The sequence below is a fragment of the Bradyrhizobium sp. SZCCHNR3119 genome (genome assembly GCF_032487775.1).
GTDB lineage: Bacteria > Pseudomonadota > Alphaproteobacteria > Rhizobiales > Xanthobacteraceae > Bradyrhizobium.
This window is the reverse complement of the sequence record NZ_JAUEUV010000001.1, coordinates 1,424,423-1,441,483: the sequence shown is the minus strand read 5'-3', so window position 1 is coordinate 1,441,483 and position 17,061 is coordinate 1,424,423. Positions and strand designations below refer to the sequence as shown.

Here is a 17,061-nt window from a genome sequence, read left to right as displayed (position 1 = left end):
TATGGGTGCTGGGCCTCTCCACTCAGATTGGGAGATAGTTGCGCAACAGCGGCAGGAAGAAGATCGCCACCGTGATCGCGAAACCCAGCACCCACAGGATCGAGCGCAGCGCCGGGCGGTTGCCGACATAGGTGAGCACGTAGGCCGTGCGCACGATCAGGAACAGCATCGCGAGCTCGTTGATCAGGTTCTGCGGCGCTGCGCGGAACTCGGCCAGCAGCACGGCGGCGGCGAAGAACGGGAATGCCTCGATGCCGTTCTGATGGGCGCCCAGCGCGCGCTCGCGGATGCCGCTCTGGTAGAAAGCGGGGTCCCGGGGGCGTGCATTGTCGTATTGTCCGGCGCTGATCCATTTCACCGGGGCGATCGTTAAGAGGTACAATATCACGCTGGCGAAGATGCAGAGTTCAGCAATCGTCATGGCTCCTCCGGCCTGATGACATCGTCGTCACAACCATTATCTAGACAGGGCTGCCGCACCCCGCCAAGCGGCCTGTTACAAGTCGCCCGTCACGAGCCGTCCGACATCAGCCTGGATACCATGACCGCTGCCATCTCCCTCGACAATGCAAGGCCGCTCTCTGCCGCCAATCCATCGCGCGTCGGTGTGCTCTTGGTCAATCTCGGCACGCCCGACACCGCCGATGCTGCCGGCGTGCGCGTCTACCTGAAAGAGTTCTTGTCCGACCCGCGGGTGGTCGAGGACCAGGGGCTGCTGTGGAAGCTCATTCTCAACGGCATCATCCTGAACACGCGGCCGCGCCGGAAGGCGCGCGATTACCAGACCATCTGGAACAATGAGAAGAACGAGTCGCCGCTGAAGACGATCACGCGCGCCCAGAGCGAGAAGCTGGCGGCGAGCATTGCCGATGCCGGACACGTTGTGGTCGATTGGGCGATGCGCTACGGCAATCCATCGATCAAGGCGGGGATCGATGCTTTGATGGCCAAGGGCTGCGACCGCATCCTGGTGGTCCCGCTCTATCCGCAATATTCCGCCGCGACGTCGGCAACCGTCTGCGACGAGGTCTTCCGCGTGCTCGCGAGCCTGCGGGCGCAGCCGACCCTGCGGGTGACGCCGCCTTATTATGATGACGAGTTCTACATTGAGGCGCTCGCGACCTCGATCGAGGACCATCTTGCGACGCTGCCGTTCAAGCCCGAGTTGATCGTGTCCTCGTTTCACGGCATGCCGAAGGAATATGTGGACAAGGGCGACCCCTATCTCGAGCAATGCGTCGCCACCACCGCCTTGTTGCGCAAGCGGCTCGGCCTGGACGAGTCCAAGCTTCTGCTCACCTTCCAGTCGCGCTTTGGCCGTGCCGAGTGGCTGCAGCCCTATACCGACAAGACCATCGAGAAGCTCGCCAAGGACGGCGTGAAGCGCATCGCCGTGGTGATGCCGGGCTTTACCGCCGACTGCCTCGAGACCTTGGAGGAGATCGCTGGGGAAAACGCCGAGATCTTCAAGCACAATGGCGGCGAGGCGTTTTCCGCCATCCCCTGCCTGAACGACAGCGAGCCGGGCATGGACGTGATCCGGCAATTGGTGCTGCGCGAACTGCAGGGTTGGATCTGAGCAGGCTGGATCTCGGACGCGGCGGTTGATCGCTTCGAATTTGAAGCTTTGGTGACGTGCCGCGGCTCCGGCGGGGCGTAGCTTCTTAGGAGCACCGCTGCTGCCTGCAAGGCCTTTACCACGTCGGTATGTCGAAAATAGTTCGCTGAACCGGCCCCGCCGCCGCCGAGACAAATTCACGCGGCAATCCTTACGTCTTGATTGCTGTGGAATTGTGCGGAAGCCCATCCTTGTGACGGGTCTTTCGTCTTGGAGGTCTTATGAGCGGTTTCGACATTTTCGCGATTGCGCTGGCGCTCTTGGTCATCTTTACGTTGTTTGCCGGCGTGAAGACGGTGCCGCAGGGCTATGACTGGACCGTCGAGCGGTTCGGCAAATACACCCGGACGCTGTCGCCGGGGTTGAACATCATCGTGCCCTATTTCGACCGGATCGGGCGCAAGATGAATATGATGGAGCAGGTGATCGAGATTCCCGAGCAGGAGGTGATCACCAAGGACAACGCCACCGTGACGGTGGACGGCGTCGCCTTCTTCCAGGTGTTCGATGCGGCGAAGGCGAGCTACGAGGTCGCCAGCCTCTCGCAATCCATCATCGTGCTGACCATGACCAACATCCGCTCGGTGATGGGCGCCATGGACCTCGACCAGGTGCTGTCGCATCGCGACGAGATCAACGAGCGGCTGCTCCGCGTCGTCGATGCCGCGGTCTCGCCTTGGGGCGTCAAGGTCAACCGCATCGAGATCAAGGACATCGTGCCGCCGGCCGACCTCGTCGAGGCGATGGGCCGGCAGATGAAGGCCGAACGCGTCAAGCGCGCCGACATCCTGCAGGCGGAAGGCCAGCGGCAGTCCGAGATCCTGCGCGCCGAAGGCGCCAAGCAGAGCCAGATCCTGCAGGCCGAGGGCCGCAGGCAATCCGCCTTCCTCGATGCGGAAGCGCGCGAACGTTCCGCAGAGGCCGAGGCCAAGGCCACGCAGATGGTGTCGGAGGCGATCGCCAAGGGCGATGTCGCCGCGCTCAATTATTTCATCGCCGACAAATACATCAAGGCGTTCGGCCAGCTCGCGGACTCGCCGAATCAGAAAATCATCATGCTGCCCGTGGAAGCGATGAGCATGCTCGGCTCGCTGGCCGGCATCGGCGAGATAGCCAAGGCGACCTTCGGCGAAAGCGCGGCCTCCGCCGCGGCGGCTGCGCGCCGAACGGGCTCGGTGCCGCCGGCCGGAACGACGCCGCCTGCGCCGCCGCTCCCGCCGCGCGCGTGATAGGATGCGGGCATCTAGCGAGGGTCACGTCATGGCCGAAATGTTTGAGAGCCTGGGCACCTGGAACTGGTTGATCTTCGGTGTCATCCTGATGGCGCTGGAATTGCTCGCCCCGGGCATCTTCCTGTTCTGGTTCGGCTTGGCCGCGCTTTTGGTCGGGTTCGTATCGTTTGCGTTCACGCCGTCCTGGCAGATCCAGATCCTGATGTTCGCGCTGTTCGCGGTAGCCGCAGTGCCGGTCTGGCGCCGGCTCGCCGGCAGCGCGGCGCGGCCGGCCAGCGATAATCCCTATCTCAACCGCCGCGCGGCCGCGCTCGTCGGCCGCGTCTTCACGCTTGAGAAGCCGATCGTCGACGGCTCCGGCACGGTGCGCGTCGACGACACCGTCTGGCGTGTCGCCGGGCCCGATACGCCGGCCGGCAGCCGCGTGCGGATCGTGCAGGCCGACGGCGCCAATCTCACGGTGACCGGAGCGTAGGCGCGAGCCGACTTCGATTTGTAGGGTGGGCACGCTTCGCTTTGCCCACCCTACGGTCGTTCGCTTAAGCTCAATTCTGCAGCCGGACGCCGAGCATCACCACCGTGCCGGATGAGCTTGCGCCTGCGACGTTCGAATCCAGCACATCGTAGCGTAACGTGCCCTTGAGCCAGAGGTTGCGGGTCATCTTGTAGATCAGGTTGCCTTCGGTCGAGTAGGTCTTGTCGCTGCGACCGTAGCCCTGATAGTCCAGCGTGCCGAAGGTGAACTTGCCGATGGCGGTGAGCCAGCGGCGGAAATCGTGGTCGACCTCGACGGTGTAGGTGCGCACGAGGACGCCGGAGGCGCCGGCCACGGTGGTTTCCGCAAGCTGCGTGTCGGAGAGGAATTTGGCCGTCGTCAACGGCGTCGCCGACCACACCAGCGAGGCCGTGGTCAAAAATCCCTGCAGCCGGTTCAGTCTGGGATCGACATAGCTGCGCGCGGCGTAACCGATCGAGACCTCGCCGGTCAGAAGTCGCGTCAGCTCGAACGAGCTGCCGGCCTTGGCGTAGCCGCCGCTCGAGTCGCGCCGATAGAAGGAGCGGTCGTACGGCAGGTCATGCACGCGGCTGTCGCCTTCGACTTCCACGAACGGCTTCAGACCGGGCGAGACTTCATAGGAGGCGCGCCCGACCCCGCCATATTGGTTGAAGTTGCGGTCGTCGTTCGAGGTCATGGCGCCGTTGGTCAGCTTGCTCTGCTCGTAGCTGGTGCGGTCGATGGTGGCGCCGGCCGAAATCTGCAGGCGATTGAAGCGCTGGTCGACGCCAATCGTCGTGCCCAGCGTGGTGTAGACCGGATAGCGGGCGAGCCCGGCCTGGATGTTCGGGCTGCCGGGATTGTCGGTCGCAGCCCGCAGCCGCAGCTGCGCGCCGACCGAGGTGTCCCCGGTGACGTCGAGCCGGCCGTCGACGTGGCCGGTGAAATCCGGCCGGTCGAGATTGGTGGGCGCCGGGTTGATGCCGCCGTCGATGATGGCCGGCAGCGAGCCGCCATAGCCGGTGAAGGAGCCGCGCAGATCGGCGACGACAGCGTGGCGCTCCCAGTTCGATACCGCGAGAAACTCCGGCGCGACCACCCAGAACGGCAGCCCGCGCGCGTTCGCAAGCCGCGCCGGATTGGTGTCGTAGCCGGCGGAGATCTCGACCGCCGATTTCACCAGGAACGGGCCCATATAGTCGCCGACCGCGCCGAATGGATCGTCGTCGACCCTGAGCCGCTTCCGGGGTGGCTGGCCGGGCACGCTGCCGGCCATCGCCGGCGGCAGCGGCGGCCTGTTGGCACCGGCAGACGGCGGCAGGGACGGGCGGAGCTCGCCGACGAGGCCGCCGGGCGGCGGCGTGCCAGGGCCGAGGGCGGGCTTCGGGCGGGGCTGCGCCGGATAATATTTCGGCTTCCTGCGGGTGCGGTTCAGCGAATCATACCCAGAGTCCGCCGCCCCGCTCGCGGCCGACAGGCCGGCCAGCGGCCCCAGGCTGACCCGTGATGCGGCGGCGCCGCCGGGGGACTGCACAACGCGGGCAGGGGCGGCCGGCGCGGGCAGTTCGCTTGTGGCGATCCGACGCAGCGGTGAATCCTGCGGCAGCAGGAAGCCGTCAGGGACCGGGCGAAGCATATCCGTGGTCTGCGCCGAGGCAGGCGCGGCCGCGGCGGCCAGGAGCCATAGGCTTGCGGCGGCGCGGTCGCACCACGAAGGGCGCCTGATCCGGCCGCTGTCGGGCCCCCAACCCACGATGAAAATACTCCAACGAAATCATGTATTTGGCCCGCGCGGCCCCGCGCCGGTCGGCAATTCCTGCCGTGAAGGGAGTAAAAACAAATATGGTTAATGGGCTGTTGATGCCGCCTTTACCGCCCGACCCGTGGTAAGACCTCCGCGTCATCTGTCTGTCGTGGAATGCGTCGATGCCGAGCTCCAATCCCCTGATCGAATCCGCCGCCGACCATGCCGATGTGCAGTCGGCGCTGCGCACCCTGGAGATCGGCAGCAACGGTATCGTCGCGATCTCGGCCGCGCTGCGGGGAACGCTCGGAACGGCTTTCACCGCGGCGACGACGCTGATCCGCGAGGCCAAGGGCCGCGCCATCCTGACCGGGCTCGGCAAGTCCGGCCATGTCGCGCGCAAGATCGCGGCGACCCTGGCCTCGACCGGCACGCCCGCCTTCTTCGTGCATGCGGCGGAAGCCGGCCATGGCGACCTCGGCATGATCACCGGCGACGACGTCATCATCGCGCTGTCCTGGTCCGGCGAGCAGTCGGAGATGAAGAACCTCGTCAATTATTCCAAGCGCTTCGCGATCCCGATGATCGCGGTGACCTCGAATGCGGCCTCCTCGCTCGGTCAGGCCGCGCGGATCGTGCTGGAGCTGCCGAAGGTGCGCGAGGCCTGTCCGCACAATCTGGCGCCGACCACCTCGACCCTGATGCAGGCGGCGATCGGCGATGCGCTCGCGATCGCGCTGCTCGAAGGCCGCGGCTTCACCGCGCTCGAATTCGCCAATTTCCATCCTGGCGGCAAGTTAGGGGCGATGCTCAAGCACATCGCCGATCTGATGCGCTCGGGCGATGCGGTGCCGGTGAAACCGCTCGGCACCGTCATGACGGACGCGCTGCTGGAGATGTCGGACAAGGGGCTCGGCTGCGTCATCATCACCGATGGAAACGGCCACGTCGCGGGCATCATCACCGACGGCGATCTCCGGCGGAAGATGCGGCCCGATTTGATGACGGCGCTGGTCGACGACATCATGACGCAGACGCCGCGCACGGTCCGCAGCGACGCGCTCGCCTCGGAAGCGCTGGAGATCCTCAACTCCGCGAAGATCACCACGCTGATCGTCACCGAGGCAGGCAAGCCGGTCGGCATCCTGCACATGCACGATCTGCTGCGCGCCGGGGTGGCGTGATCTCTCTCCAGCCGTCATTGCGAGGAGCGTTAGGCTCCGAAGCAAATCCAGATTAGGGCTGAGCGCCGGATTGCTTCGCTCACGCTCCGCATGAGGTCCGTGCAGGAAAACGCGCCGCAGTTTCCTCCAGCGGCAGGTCCAGCGCGTTCGCCAGATACGACACGGTGCGATAGAATCCGCAGAGCAGGATGATCTCGAGGATCTGATCCTCGTTGTAATGTGCGCGTAGTGTCGCGAACTCGGCCACGCCCAGAGTCGCACGCCGGTGCAGAGCGTCGACGGCGAGGAGCAACGCCCGCTCGGCTTCGGACCAGCAGGCCGCCTGACTGCCTTCGAGGACGGTTGCGCGAATTTGCTCGGCAGTCAGCTCGGCGGCAGCAGCGAACGTGCTGACATGCACGCCCCACTCATATTCGCATCCATTCAGGGCGCAGGTCCGGTCGATCGCAATCTCGCGTTCGCGCAGGGACAGGGGACCGCGATCGAGCAAGCTGCCCCCACCGAACTTGCCCCACGCCCGCTGGTGGCCGGCCATGACGCGGAACAGCATCAGCGGCGGCGCGCCGCGCATGATGCGATCGAACTGCGCCTGGATGTCTGCAGGGTAGGGCGGCTCCAGCGGGGGGATGCGGGGCATGCGGCGGCTCCTCCTGTGTGCTACATTTATTGTAGCGAAACGCTACGCTTTTTGTAGCGTTTGGCAAGAGCCGTATTTCTGTGCGAAGGGGGCACGACATGCCGGCACCGACCAAACCGGGGCCAAACAAGCCAAGTCTGGCAAAATCGCGTCGGACCATCTCGGCTGCAGCCGAGTCGTCTCCGGTCAAATCACGAGCCGTGCGTGGCTCCCGCTCGGGCCGTCCGATCATGGTGCTGCTCGATCTGTTGGGCAGGCGCTGGTCCTTGCGTATCCTGTGGGAGTTGCGTGATGACGCGCTGACCTCGCGTGCACTTCGCACGGCTTGCGACGAGGTCTCGCCAACCGTGCTGCAGACGCGCATCACCGAGCTGCGCGAGGCTGGCTTTGTCGCGCTCGGCGAAGGCGGCTATGCACTCACGCCGCTTGGTCGCGAACTGTTGGAAACCTTCATGCCGCTGCATCACTTCGCGGAGCGCTGGAGCAAGAAGGCAGGGTGATGGGGGTAGGATGGGGCAAAGCACCTGCGCAGCCGGCGGGTGGACTGCAGCTCGTGCGATCTGGAACGACTGCATGCGACCATGCTATGCCCTCTAGCGAGAGAAAACAGAGGCGCGGCCGATGCCTGACGAATTCCACCTCGACAAATATCTCGCCCGCATCGGCTATCGCGGGCCGCTTCAGCCAAATCGGCAAACGTTGGCAGCACTCCATGCCGCGCATGTGGATGCGATCGCGTTCGAGGGGCTCGATCCGCTGCTCGGTCGTCCCGTTCACCTCGATCTCGCCTCGGTGCAGCGGAAGCTCGTCGATGGCCGTCGTGGCGGTTATTGCTTCGAGCAGAACGCGCTGCTGCAGGCCGCGCTCGAGGCAGTCGGCTTTACGGTCACCAGCCTGTCGGGGCGGGTCCGCTGGCGCTTCGAGCCCGATGCTCCGCTCGGCCCGCGCACGCACATGCTGCTCAAGGTCGATCTCGCCGACGGGCCTTATCTGGCCGATGCCGGCTTCGGCTCCTGCCTGCTCGATGCGCCGCTGAGGCTTCAGGCTGACATCGTGCAGCCGACGGCGATGGGGACGTTCCGCCTGACCCAATCCGATGACGGCCTGTTCTGGCTCGCGGCGAAGCAGCCCGCGGGCTGGCGGACGATGTATGTGTTCGATCTGCATCCGCAGCTTCCGGCCGACTATGCACTGGGCAATTGGTACACCTCCACCCACCCCAGCGTGCCGTTCACCTCGATGGTGGTGATGGAGCGGCTTGCGCGCGAGGCGCGCTACAAGCTCGTCAACCGGCGGCTGTTGATCGAGGCGCGCGACGGGGAGATGGTCTCCGAGCGTATGATCGAGACCGCCGGCGAACTGGGGCGGGTGATCGAGGAGACCTTCGGCGTCACGCTGCCGGTGTCAGCGGACGAGATCTGGGGTCGGATCGAGGGGCAGGGTTGAGCTTGCGCTCGTAAGCCCGGGACGTTGCCGCACCCGCTGGCTGCCCAGCGGGCGGGCACTCCCCGCGGGACCGGAGCCTTCCCCACGATCACTCCTGATCCAGGCGTTGTGCGCTTGCGCGGTAAGCAGGAACCTGAATGATCCGTCTGACCATTCCGACTCGGCGCGGAGCCGGTGCCGGGGTGGCTATGGCCTGGAGATGTTCTGGACATGTCGACGCTCACCCCGCACGAGGCCTGCTTGCCGTGGCAGCCGGGATTGCTCTGGTTGAATGTGGTTTCCGAGGCCGTGCTCGCCTGTGGATCGCTTGCGATGGCGATTGCAGTCGCGGTTTTCCTGCTGCGCCGGCACGGCGACATGTTGCGAATCTTCGTCAGCCTGATCGGGGCACTCGGCGGGCTCGCCGCGGTCGGCGCCGTGAGCTGTGCGCTTTCGATCGCTGGGCTGTGGGTGCCGGTCGATGGCCTGGCTGTAGCCATCAAAGTGGTCCTGGCGCTGATCTCCGCCGTGCTCGGGACCGGGCTGCTGCTGGGACTGCCGCATCTCCTGGTGATGCCGACGCGTGTGCAGCTTCTGCAGGCCTATGCGGCGCTCGAGGAGGAGACCCGGCAGCGCCGCAACGCCGAGGCCATGGTCCGGCGCTTTCAGGAGATGGAGGCGACCGAGGCTCAGGTGCGGCAGGCGCAGAAGATGGAAGCGATCGGCCAGCTCACCGGCGGCGTCGCGCACGACTTCAACAACATCCTGACCGTGATCACCGGCTCGATCGAAATGCTCAGCGACGGCGTCAAGGATCGGCCGCTGCTGGCCCAGATCACCTCCATGATCGGCGCCGCCGCGGCGAGGGGCGCGGACCTGACCCGGCATCTGCTGGCGTTCGCCCGCCAGCAGCCGCTGCAGCCGCGCAGCACGGACATCAACGCCCTGGTCGTGGATGTCGCGGGCCTGCTGCGCCCGACGCTCGGCGTGCAGATCGAAATCGAATCGATGCTGGCGCACGATGCCGCGCCGGCGCTGATCGATCCGAGCCAGCTCTCGACCGCGATCCTGAACCTCGCCTTGAACGCGCGTGACGCCATGCCCAATGGCGGCAAGCTGATCTTGGAGACCAAGAACGTCGTGCTCGACGCCGACTATGCCAGCCGCAATAGCGAGGTCCGGCCCGGCAATTACGTCATGATCGCGGTGAGCGACACGGGAGAGGGCATCCCGCGTCCCTTGCTCGACAAGGTGTTCGATCCCTTCTTCACCACCAAGGGCCTCGGCAAGGGATCAGGGCTCGGCCTGTCCATGGTCTATGGCTTCGTCAGGCAGTCCAACGGGCACATCAAGATCTACAGCGAAGAAGGCCACGGCACCACCGTGAGGCTGTATCTGCCGCAGGCCTCCCCCGCCCAGGATGCGGAGGCCGATGCGCCGGAGGTCGAGCCCGCCAGTTCGGGAAGCGAGCGTGGCGACGAAACCATCCTGATCGTCGAGGACGACGTGCTGGTCCGCGATTACGTCGTGGCCCAGATCGAGCGCCTGGGTTATCGCACCATCGCCGCCGGCAATGCCGGCGAGGCGCTGGCGGTCATCGACGAAGCCGGCCACATCGACCTGTTGTTCACGGATGTGATCATGCCCGGCGGAATGAATGGTCGCCAGCTCGCGACCGAGGCCGTGAAACGGCGGCCGGACCTGAAAGTGCTCTACACCTCCGGCTACACCGAGAACGCGATCGTGCATCACGGCCGGCTCGATGCGGGCGTGCTGCTGTTGCCGAAGCCGTATCTCAGCTCCGATTTGGCGCGAGCCATTCGCACTGCACTGGCGACGTGAGTCTGCCTTGTGCGGGTGAGAGGCGGCGCTGCTTCGGAAAATCCGGCTAGATCACCCGCGAAAGCGGGTGCGGCGCGAGCGCCGCAACCAACAGGTTGACCGCCGCTTCACCGCGGCAGGTCGGTCCTGCCCATCAGGAAGGTGTCGATGGCCTGCGCGCAGAGCCGGCCCTCGCGGATCGCCCACACCACCAGCGATTGGCCGCGGCGCATGTCGCCGGCCGAGAACACCTTCTGCACCGAGGTCTGATAGTCGGTGAGGTTGGCCTTGACGTTGCCGCGCGGGTCGAGATCGACGCCGAGAGTCTTCAGCAGACCCTCATGCACCGGATGCACGAAACCCATCGCCAGCAGCACGAGGTCGGCGGCGAGCTCGAACTCGGTGCCGGGGATCGGCTTGAACTGGCCATCGACGCGCACGCAATGCAGCTTCTTGACTGCGCCGTTCTCGCCCTCGAACTTCTGGGTGAGCACCGCGAATTCGCGCGCGGCACCTTCGGCCTGGCTCGACGAGGTCCGCATCTTCAAGGGCCAGTTCGGCCAGGTCAGCGGCTTGTTCTCGTGCTCGGGCGGCGCCGGCATGATCTCGAGCTGCGTGACCGACAATGCGCCCTGGCGCAGCGAGGTGCCGATGCAGTCACTTCCGGTATCGCCGCCGCCGATCACGACGACATGCTTGCCGCCGGCGAGGATGTCGGTGGCGTTGACAGGCTCGTTGCCCACGCGGCGGTTCTGCTGCGGCAGGAAGTCCATGGCGTAGTGGATGCCGGAGAGATCGCGGCCGGGGATCGCCAGGTCGCGCGGCGCCTCGGCGCCGCCGGTCAGCGCCACGGCATCATAGTCCTTCAGCAGGCTCTTGGCATCGAGCCCGCCATTGCCGCCGACATGGACGCCGTAATGGAAGGTGACGCCTTCGCCTTCCATCTGCGCGAGGCGGCGGTCGATGATGCCCTTCTCCATCTTGAAGTCGGGAATGCCGTAGCGCAGCAGGCCGCCGGCCTTGGCGTTCTTCTCGAAGACGTGGACGTCATGGCCGGCGCGCGCCAGTTGCTGCGCGCAGGCGAGCCCGGCGGGGCCGGCGCCCACGACCGCGATCTTCTTGCCGGTCTTCACCGCCGCCGGCTCCGGCCTGATCCAGCCCTGCTCGAACGCCTTGTCGACGATCGCGCATTCGATCGTCTTGATGGTGACCGGGTTGTCGTCGATGTTGAGCGTGCAGGAGGCCTCGCACGGGGCAGGGCAGATGCGGCCGGTGAATTCCGGGAAGTTGTTGGTCGAGTGCAGGTTGCGCGCGGCCTCTTCCCAATTGCCGTTGTAGACGAGGTCGTTCCAATCCGGGATCTGGTTGTTGACCGGGCAGCCTGGCGCTCCCGGCGCGGCCGAGCCGGTGCCGTGGCAATAGGGGATGCCGCAATTCATGCAGCGCGCGGCCTGGTCGCGCAGCTCCTTCTCGGAGAGCGGGACCACGAATTCGTGGAAGTGTTTCAGACGCTCGGCCACGGGCGTGTACTTGCGATCGTGCCGCTCGATTTCGAGAAAACCTGTGACCTTGCCCATGAACCTACGACGTCCCTTACGATCCTTGTCCCGTCATTCCGGGATGCGCCGATCGGCGCAGACCCGGAATCTCGAAGTAATTCCCGTCATTGCGAGGAGCGAAGCGACGAAGCAATCCAGCCTTTGTCTGGAGCCATGGATTGCTTCGCTGCGCTCGCAATGACGCTAGCGGCTTTGTCCCGCATCAAGCCCCGATTGCGATCTTCGGCTCGGCGTCGGCATTGGCCGCCATTTCCTTCAGCGCGCGGCGGTATTCCACCGGCATCACCTTCCGGAACTTCGGCGCATAGTCCTTCCAGTTCGAAAGGATCTCGGCCGCTCGTTTGGAGCCTGTCGCCTTGGCGTGACGCGAGATCAAGATATGCAGCCGTTCGACGTCGGAGGCGAGCAGGTTCTTGAACACGTCGACCCGGCCATGCGCCTCGAGATCGCTCATCTGGTGGTAGGTGTCCTCGGCGATCATCTCCTCGGACAGCACCGGTTCGAGCTCGACCATCGCCATGTTGCAGAGCTTGTCGAAGTCGCCGGCCTCGTCCAGCACGTAGGCGACGCCGCCCGACATGCCGGCCGCGAAGTTGCGCCCGGTCTTACCCAGCACGACGACGATGCCGCCGGTCATGTACTCGCAGCAATGGTCGCCGGCGCCTTCGACCACCGCGACCGCGCCGGAGTTGCGTACGGCGAAGCGCTCGCCGGCGATGCCGCGGAAGTAGCACTCGCCGGAGATCGCGCCGTACATCACGGTGTTGCCGACGATGATCGATTCCTCCGGCACGATGCCGGAGATCCGCGGCGGCTTGACGATGATGCGGCCGCCGGAGAGGCCCTTGCCGACATAGTCGTTGCCTTCGCCTTCGAGCTCGAAGGTGACGCCGTGCGCCAGCCACGCGCCGAAGGCCTGGCCCGCGGTGCCCTTGAGGCTGACATGGATCGTGTCATGCGGCAGGCCGGCATGGCCGTAGATCTTGGCGACCGCGCCGGAGAGCATCGCACCGGCCGAGCGGTCGGTGTTGTTGATCTCGGCCTCGATCTTCACCGGTGCGCCGCGATCGAGCGCGGGCCGCGCCTGCTCGATCAGCTTGCGGTCGAGCACGGCCTCCAGGTGATGGTTCTGCGCTTCCGAACGATAGATCTTCTGGCCCGGCTGCTCCTTCTGCTTCACGAACAGCTTGGAGAAATCGAGGCCCTTGGCCTTCCAATGCGCGACCAGCTTGGACTGATCCAGCATCTGCACCTGGCCGACCATCTCGTTGAAGGAGCGATAGCCGAGGCTCGCCATGATCTCGCGGACCTCTTCGGCCACGAAGAAGAAGTAGTTGATGACGTGCTCGGGCTGGCCGGTGAAGCGCTTGCGCAGCACCGGGTCCTGCGTCGCGACGCCGACCGGGCAGGTGTTCAGATGGCACTTGCGCATCATGATGCAGCCGGCCGCGATCAAGGGCGCGGTGGCGAAGCCGAACTCGTCGGCACCGAGCAGCGCGCCGATCACGACGTCACGCCCGGTGCGGAAGCCGCCGTCGACCTGGACCAGGATGCGGCTGCGCAGCCGCTCGCGCACCAGGGTCTGGTGGGTTTCGGCAAGGCCGATCTCCCAGGGCGAGCCGGCATGCTTGATCGAGGTCAGCGGCGAGGCACCGGTGCCGCCCTCGAAGCCCGCGATCGTCACATGGTCGGCACGGGCCTTGGCGACGCCCGCCGCGACCGTGCCGACGCCGATTTCCGAGACCAGCTTGACCGAGACCTGACCGTCCGGATTGACGTTCTTCAGGTCGTAGATCAGCTGCGCCAGGTCTTCGATCGAATAGATGTCGTGATGCGGCGGCGGCGAAATCAGGCCGACGCCCGGCGTCGAATGCCGCACCTTGGCGATGGTGGCATCGACCTTGTGGCCGGGGAGCTGGCCACCTTCGCCGGGCTTCGCTCCTTGAGCCATCTTGATCTGCATCATGTCGGAGTTGACGAGATATTCCGTCGTCACGCCGAACCGGCCCGAGGCCACCTGCTTGATCGCCGAGCGCATGGAATCGCCGTTCGGCAGCGGCTTGAAGCGGTCGGCTTCCTCGCCGCCTTCGCCGGTGTTCGACTTGCCGCCGATCCGGTTCATCGCGATCGCCAGCGTCGTATGCGCCTCGCGCGAGATCGAGCCGAAGCTCATCGCACCCGTGGCAAAGCGCTTGACGATCTCCTTGGCCGGCTCGACCTCGTCGAGCGGGACCGGCTTGCGCTTATCGTCCTCGGCCGACTTGATCCGGAACAGGCCGCGCAAGGTCAAGAGCCGTTCCGATTGCTCGTTGAGGATCTTCGCGAACGCCTGGTAGCGCTCCTTGGAGTTGCCGCGCACCGCATGCTGCAGGGTCGACACCGACTCCGCAGTCCAGGCGTGATCTTCGCCGCGGCTACGGAAGGCATATTCGCCGCCGACATCGAGCGCGCTCTTGTAGACCAGCGCCTCGCCGAAAGCGTCCGTGTGACGGCGCGTGGTTTCCTCGGCGATCTCGGCGAGCCCCACGCCTTCGACGCGGCTATGCGTGCCGGCGAAGAACTTCTGCACGAACTCCCCCTTGAGCCCGACCGCGTCGAAGATCTGCGCGCCGCAATAGGATTGATAGGTCGAGATGCCCATCTTGGACATGACCTTGAGCAGGCCCTTGCCGATCGACTTGATGTAGCGCTTCACCACCTCGTAGTCGCTCAGCGCGCCAGGCAGCTTGTCCTTCAGCGCGATGATGGTCTCGAAGGCGAGATAGGGGTTGATCGCCTCGGCGCCGTAGCCGGCGAGGCAGGCGAAGTGGTGCACCTCGCGCGGCTCGCCCGATTCGACCACCAGGCCCACCGAGGTGCGCAGCCCGGTGCGGATCAGATGATGATGCACGGCGGCGCAGGCGAGCAGCGAGGGGATCGCGATCCGCTCGGCCGAGACCATGCGGTCCGACAGGATGATGATGTTGACGCCCTCGCGCACCGCGGCTTCGGCGCGGCCGCAGAGATCGTCGAGCATCTCTTCCAAACCGTTCGCGCCCAGGCCGGCATCGAAGGTGGTGTCGAGCGTGCGCGAGACGAAATGGCTGTCGGAGACTTCCGAGATCGACCGGATCTTCTCCAGGTCCGCATCGGTCAGGATCGGCTGGTGCACTTCGAGCCGCTTGGTCGAGGCAACGCCCTCGAGGTCGAACAGGTTCGGCCTGGGTCCGATGATCGAGACCAGGCTCATCACCAGCTCCTCGCGGATCGGATCGATCGGCGGATTGGTCACCTGGGCGAAGTTCTGCTTGAAATAGGTGAACAGCAGCTTCGGCTTGTCCGACAGCGCCGAGATCGGCGTGTCATTGCCCATCGAGCCCGTGGGCTCTTCGCCGGTGGCGGCCATCGGCGTCATCAGGATGCTGATGTCTTCCTGGGTGTAGCCGAACGCCTGCTGCCGATCGAGCAGCGGCAGGTTGGTGCGCGCGCCCTTGGTCGGCGCATCCGGCAGCTTCTCGACCTGGATCTGGGTGCGCGCGAGCCACTCCTTATAAGGATGGCTGGCCGCGAGCTGCGCCTTGATCTCATCGTCCGGAATGAGGCGGCCCTGGTCGAGATCGACCAGCAGCATCTTGCCGGGCTGCAGCCGCCACTTGGTGACGATCTGGTCCTCCGGGATCTTCAACACGCCCATTTCGGACGCCATCACGATGCGGTCGTCCTTGGTGACGAGATAGCGCGCCGGACGCAGGCCGTTGCGGTCAAGCGTGGCGCCGATCTGGCGGCCGTCGGTAAAGGCGATCGCAGCCGGTCCGTCCCACGGCTCCATCATGGCGGCGTGATATTCGTAGAACGAGCGGCGCTCCTCGCTCATCAGCGGATTGCCGGCCCACGCTTCCGGGATCATCATCATGACCGCGTGCGGCAGCGAGTAGCCGCCCTGCACCAGGAATTCGAGCGCGTTGTCGAAGCAGGCGGTATCGGACTGGCCTTCATAGGAGATCGGCCAGAGCCGGCTGATGTCCTTGCCGAACAGCTCCGACGAGACCGAGGCCTGGCGCGCCGCCATCCAGTTGACGTTGCCACGCAGGGTGTTGATCTCGCCGTTGTGCGCGATCATGCGGTAGGGATGCGCCAGCGACCAGGTCGGGAAGGTGTTGGTCGAGAAACGCTGATGCACCAGCGCCAGCGCGCTCTCGAAATCCGGCTCGTGCAGATCGGCGTAGTATTTGCCGAGCTGGTCGGCCAGGAACATGCCCTTGTAGATCACGGTCCGGCACGACATCGAGCACGGGTAGTAGCCCGACATGCCGCGGTCGCGGCGCTGATAGATCGCCTGCGAGATCGACTTGCGGAGGATGTAGAGCTTGCGCTCGAACTCGTCCTCGGTCTTGGCGGCGCCGTTGCGGCCGATGAACACCTGCATGGTGCGCGGCTCGGTCGGCTTCACGGTGACGCCCAGCGAGGAGTTGTCGGTGGGCACGTCGCGCCAGCCGAGCAGCACCAGGCCTTCGTCCTCGATCTGGTCGGCGATGATGCTCTTGATGACGTTGCGCCAGGCCTCGTCGCGCGGCATGAACAGCGCGCCGATGGCATATTCGCCGGGCGCCGGCAGCTTGAAGCCGAGCTCGGTCGCCTTGCGCGAGAAGAACGCATGCGGGATCTGCACCAGGATGCCGGCGCCGTCGCCGAAGCGCGGGTCGGCGCCGACGGCACCACGATGCTCGAGGTTGCACAGGATGCTCAGCGCATCCGCAACGATCTGGTGAGACTTCTGGCCCTTGATGTTGGCGATGAAGCCGACGCCGCAGGAATCCTTCTCCTGAGCCGGGTCATAGAGACCCTCGGCCTCCGGGCGCCAGGTGTGAAGTTCCTTGTGGATTTCGTGGGTGGTCTCGGCCGGTTTGAAGCGGGAATCCGTCGCCAGCACTGCGCCACCCGATTGTTCGTGCTTCATCGACCCGCTCATGTCCATCCCTCGTCTTTTTCGGTCTGGGCCTTGCCACCACCACCGTCCGGCGCACCTCGGTCGTCGCGCGGCCCCTCTCCGGAACCCACGCTCGTCCTCATCAGCGAGCCGCATTTTCAGAATTCAGGCTGGGGTCCGGGTGAATGTCCCAACGGACGGCCCGAGCCTGGTACGTCTGCCTGTCATGTCACAGCGCCCTTCGGCGCCGCAATATCATTGCAAAGGTCAGGCACTCTTTGCAACGAAATTTAAGACAGTCATTCTGTCCTAACGCTTCACCATGTCAAACCTTTCTTTATCATACAAGGGCCGCAGTGTCCCGGCGCGCGCAGTAGGACCTGCCTTCCCAGCAGGACTTTTCGTGAAATCGGGCCGGCCATCGCATTACCGATTGCGA

Annotated in this window: 12 protein-coding genes; 7 read left to right on the top strand and 5 right to left on the bottom strand. The window is 65.3% G+C overall.

Annotation, left to right across the window (positions count from 1 at the left end; translation table 11 throughout):
• Positions 1-22: 22 nt before the first annotated feature.
• A complete protein-coding gene (locus QX034_RS06915) occupies positions 23-421 on the bottom strand; it encodes an MAPEG family protein (RefSeq protein WP_315744299.1) in 399 nt (132 codons plus the stop codon).
• Positions 422-541: 120 nt separating this feature from the next.
• Between QX034_RS06915 and hemH the strand changes: the two genes are divergently transcribed.
• The 3 genes from hemH to QX034_RS06900 all read left to right on the top strand — a co-directional run bounded on the left by hemH (position 542) and on the right by QX034_RS06900 (position 3,325).
• On the top strand, positions 542-1,579 hold the full coding sequence (gene hemH, locus QX034_RS06910) for a ferrochelatase (RefSeq protein ID WP_315706533.1): 1,038 nt from the start codon (positions 542-544) through the stop codon (positions 1,577-1,579).
• Positions 1,580-1,839: 260 nt separating this feature from the next.
• A complete protein-coding gene (locus tag QX034_RS06905) occupies positions 1,840-2,847 on the top strand; it encodes an SPFH domain-containing protein (RefSeq protein WP_315729681.1) in 1,008 nt (335 codons plus the stop codon).
• Between the two features lie 31 nt (positions 2,848-2,878).
• Entirely contained in the window at positions 2,879-3,325 is a 447-nt protein-coding gene (locus QX034_RS06900; protein ID WP_315729680.1) for an NfeD family protein, read from the top strand.
• 70 nt (positions 3,326-3,395) lie between these two features.
• On the opposite strand, the gene QX034_RS06895 is transcribed toward QX034_RS06900, so the two are convergent.
• The gene (locus tag QX034_RS06895) at positions 3,396-5,099 is read right to left on the bottom strand and encodes an outer membrane beta-barrel protein (protein ID WP_409977776.1); all 1,704 of its coding nucleotides are present in this window, start codon (positions 5,097-5,099) and stop codon (positions 3,396-3,398) included.
• 173 nt (positions 5,100-5,272) lie between these two features.
• On the opposite strand from QX034_RS06895, the gene QX034_RS06890 reads away from it, so the two are divergent.
• Positions 5,273-6,274, top strand: a complete 1,002-nt coding sequence (locus QX034_RS06890; protein ID WP_315706537.1) for a KpsF/GutQ family sugar-phosphate isomerase — start codon at positions 5,273-5,275, stop codon at positions 6,272-6,274.
• Positions 6,275-6,353: 79 nt separating this feature from the next.
• Here QX034_RS06890 and QX034_RS06885 read toward each other — a convergent pair whose 3' ends face one another.
• A complete protein-coding gene (locus tag QX034_RS06885; RefSeq protein ID WP_315744303.1) occupies positions 6,354-6,911 on the bottom strand; it encodes a carboxymuconolactone decarboxylase family protein in 558 nt (185 codons plus the stop codon).
• A gap of 230 nt (positions 6,912-7,141) precedes the next feature.
• Here QX034_RS06885 and QX034_RS06880 point away from each other — a divergent pair, with 230 nt between their 5' ends.
• From QX034_RS06880 to QX034_RS06870, 3 genes are all read left to right on the top strand, one after another.
• On the top strand, positions 7,142-7,411 hold the full coding sequence (locus QX034_RS06880; protein ID WP_315706693.1) for a helix-turn-helix domain-containing protein: 270 nt from the start codon (positions 7,142-7,144) through the stop codon (positions 7,409-7,411).
• Between the two features lie 121 nt (positions 7,412-7,532).
• A complete protein-coding gene (locus QX034_RS06875; RefSeq protein ID WP_315729678.1) occupies positions 7,533-8,357 on the top strand; it encodes an arylamine N-acetyltransferase in 825 nt (274 codons plus the stop codon).
• A gap of 210 nt (positions 8,358-8,567) precedes the next feature.
• On the top strand, positions 8,568-10,178 hold the full coding sequence (locus QX034_RS06870) for an ATP-binding protein (RefSeq protein WP_315706540.1): 1,611 nt from the start codon (positions 8,568-8,570) through the stop codon (positions 10,176-10,178).
• Positions 10,179-10,285: 107 nt separating this feature from the next.
• On the opposite strand, the gene QX034_RS06865 is transcribed toward QX034_RS06870, so the two are convergent.
• The gene (locus tag QX034_RS06865; protein WP_315706541.1) at positions 10,286-11,734 is read right to left on the bottom strand and encodes a glutamate synthase subunit beta; all 1,449 of its coding nucleotides are present in this window, start codon (positions 11,732-11,734) and stop codon (positions 10,286-10,288) included.
• Between the two features lie 184 nt (positions 11,735-11,918).
• Positions 11,919-16,652 carry a glutamate synthase large subunit gene (gene gltB / locus QX034_RS06860; RefSeq protein WP_409977549.1) on the bottom strand — a complete coding sequence of 1,578 codons (4,734 nt, stop codon included), beginning with the start codon at positions 16,650-16,652 and terminating at the stop codon, positions 11,919-11,921.
• Positions 16,653-17,061: the final 409 nt, after the last annotated feature.

What these genes read in the sequence shown, in the direction of transcription:
- QX034_RS06875 (WP_315729678.1), top strand. Translation starts at nt 7,533, where the DNA reads ATGCCTGACGAATTCCACCTCGACAAATATCTCGCCCGCATCGGCTAT.
- QX034_RS06885 (WP_315744303.1), bottom strand. Translation starts at nt 6,911, where the DNA reads ATGCCCCGCATCCCCCCGCTGGAGCCGCCCTACCCTGCAGACATCCAG.
- QX034_RS06865 (WP_315706541.1), bottom strand. Translation starts at nt 11,734, where the DNA reads ATGGGCAAGGTCACAGGTTTTCTCGAAATCGAGCGGCACGATCGCAAG.
- hemH (WP_315706533.1), top strand. Translation starts at nt 542, where the DNA reads ATGACCGCTGCCATCTCCCTCGACAATGCAAGGCCGCTCTCTGCCGCC.
- QX034_RS06880 (WP_315706693.1), top strand. Translation starts at nt 7,142, where the DNA reads ATGGTGCTGCTCGATCTGTTGGGCAGGCGCTGGTCCTTGCGTATCCTG.
- QX034_RS06890 (WP_315706537.1), top strand. Translation starts at nt 5,273, where the DNA reads ATGCCGAGCTCCAATCCCCTGATCGAATCCGCCGCCGACCATGCCGAT.
- QX034_RS06905 (WP_315729681.1), top strand. Translation starts at nt 1,840, where the DNA reads ATGAGCGGTTTCGACATTTTCGCGATTGCGCTGGCGCTCTTGGTCATC.
- QX034_RS06915 (WP_315744299.1), bottom strand. Translation starts at nt 421, where the DNA reads ATGACGATTGCTGAACTCTGCATCTTCGCCAGCGTGATATTGTACCTC.
- QX034_RS06900 (WP_315729680.1), top strand. Translation starts at nt 2,879, where the DNA reads ATGGCCGAAATGTTTGAGAGCCTGGGCACCTGGAACTGGTTGATCTTC.
- QX034_RS06870 (WP_315706540.1), top strand. Translation starts at nt 8,568, where the DNA reads ATGTCGACGCTCACCCCGCACGAGGCCTGCTTGCCGTGGCAGCCGGGA.
- gltB (WP_409977549.1), bottom strand. Translation starts at nt 16,652, where the DNA reads ATGAAGCACGAACAATCGGGTGGCGCAGTGCTGGCGACGGATTCCCGC.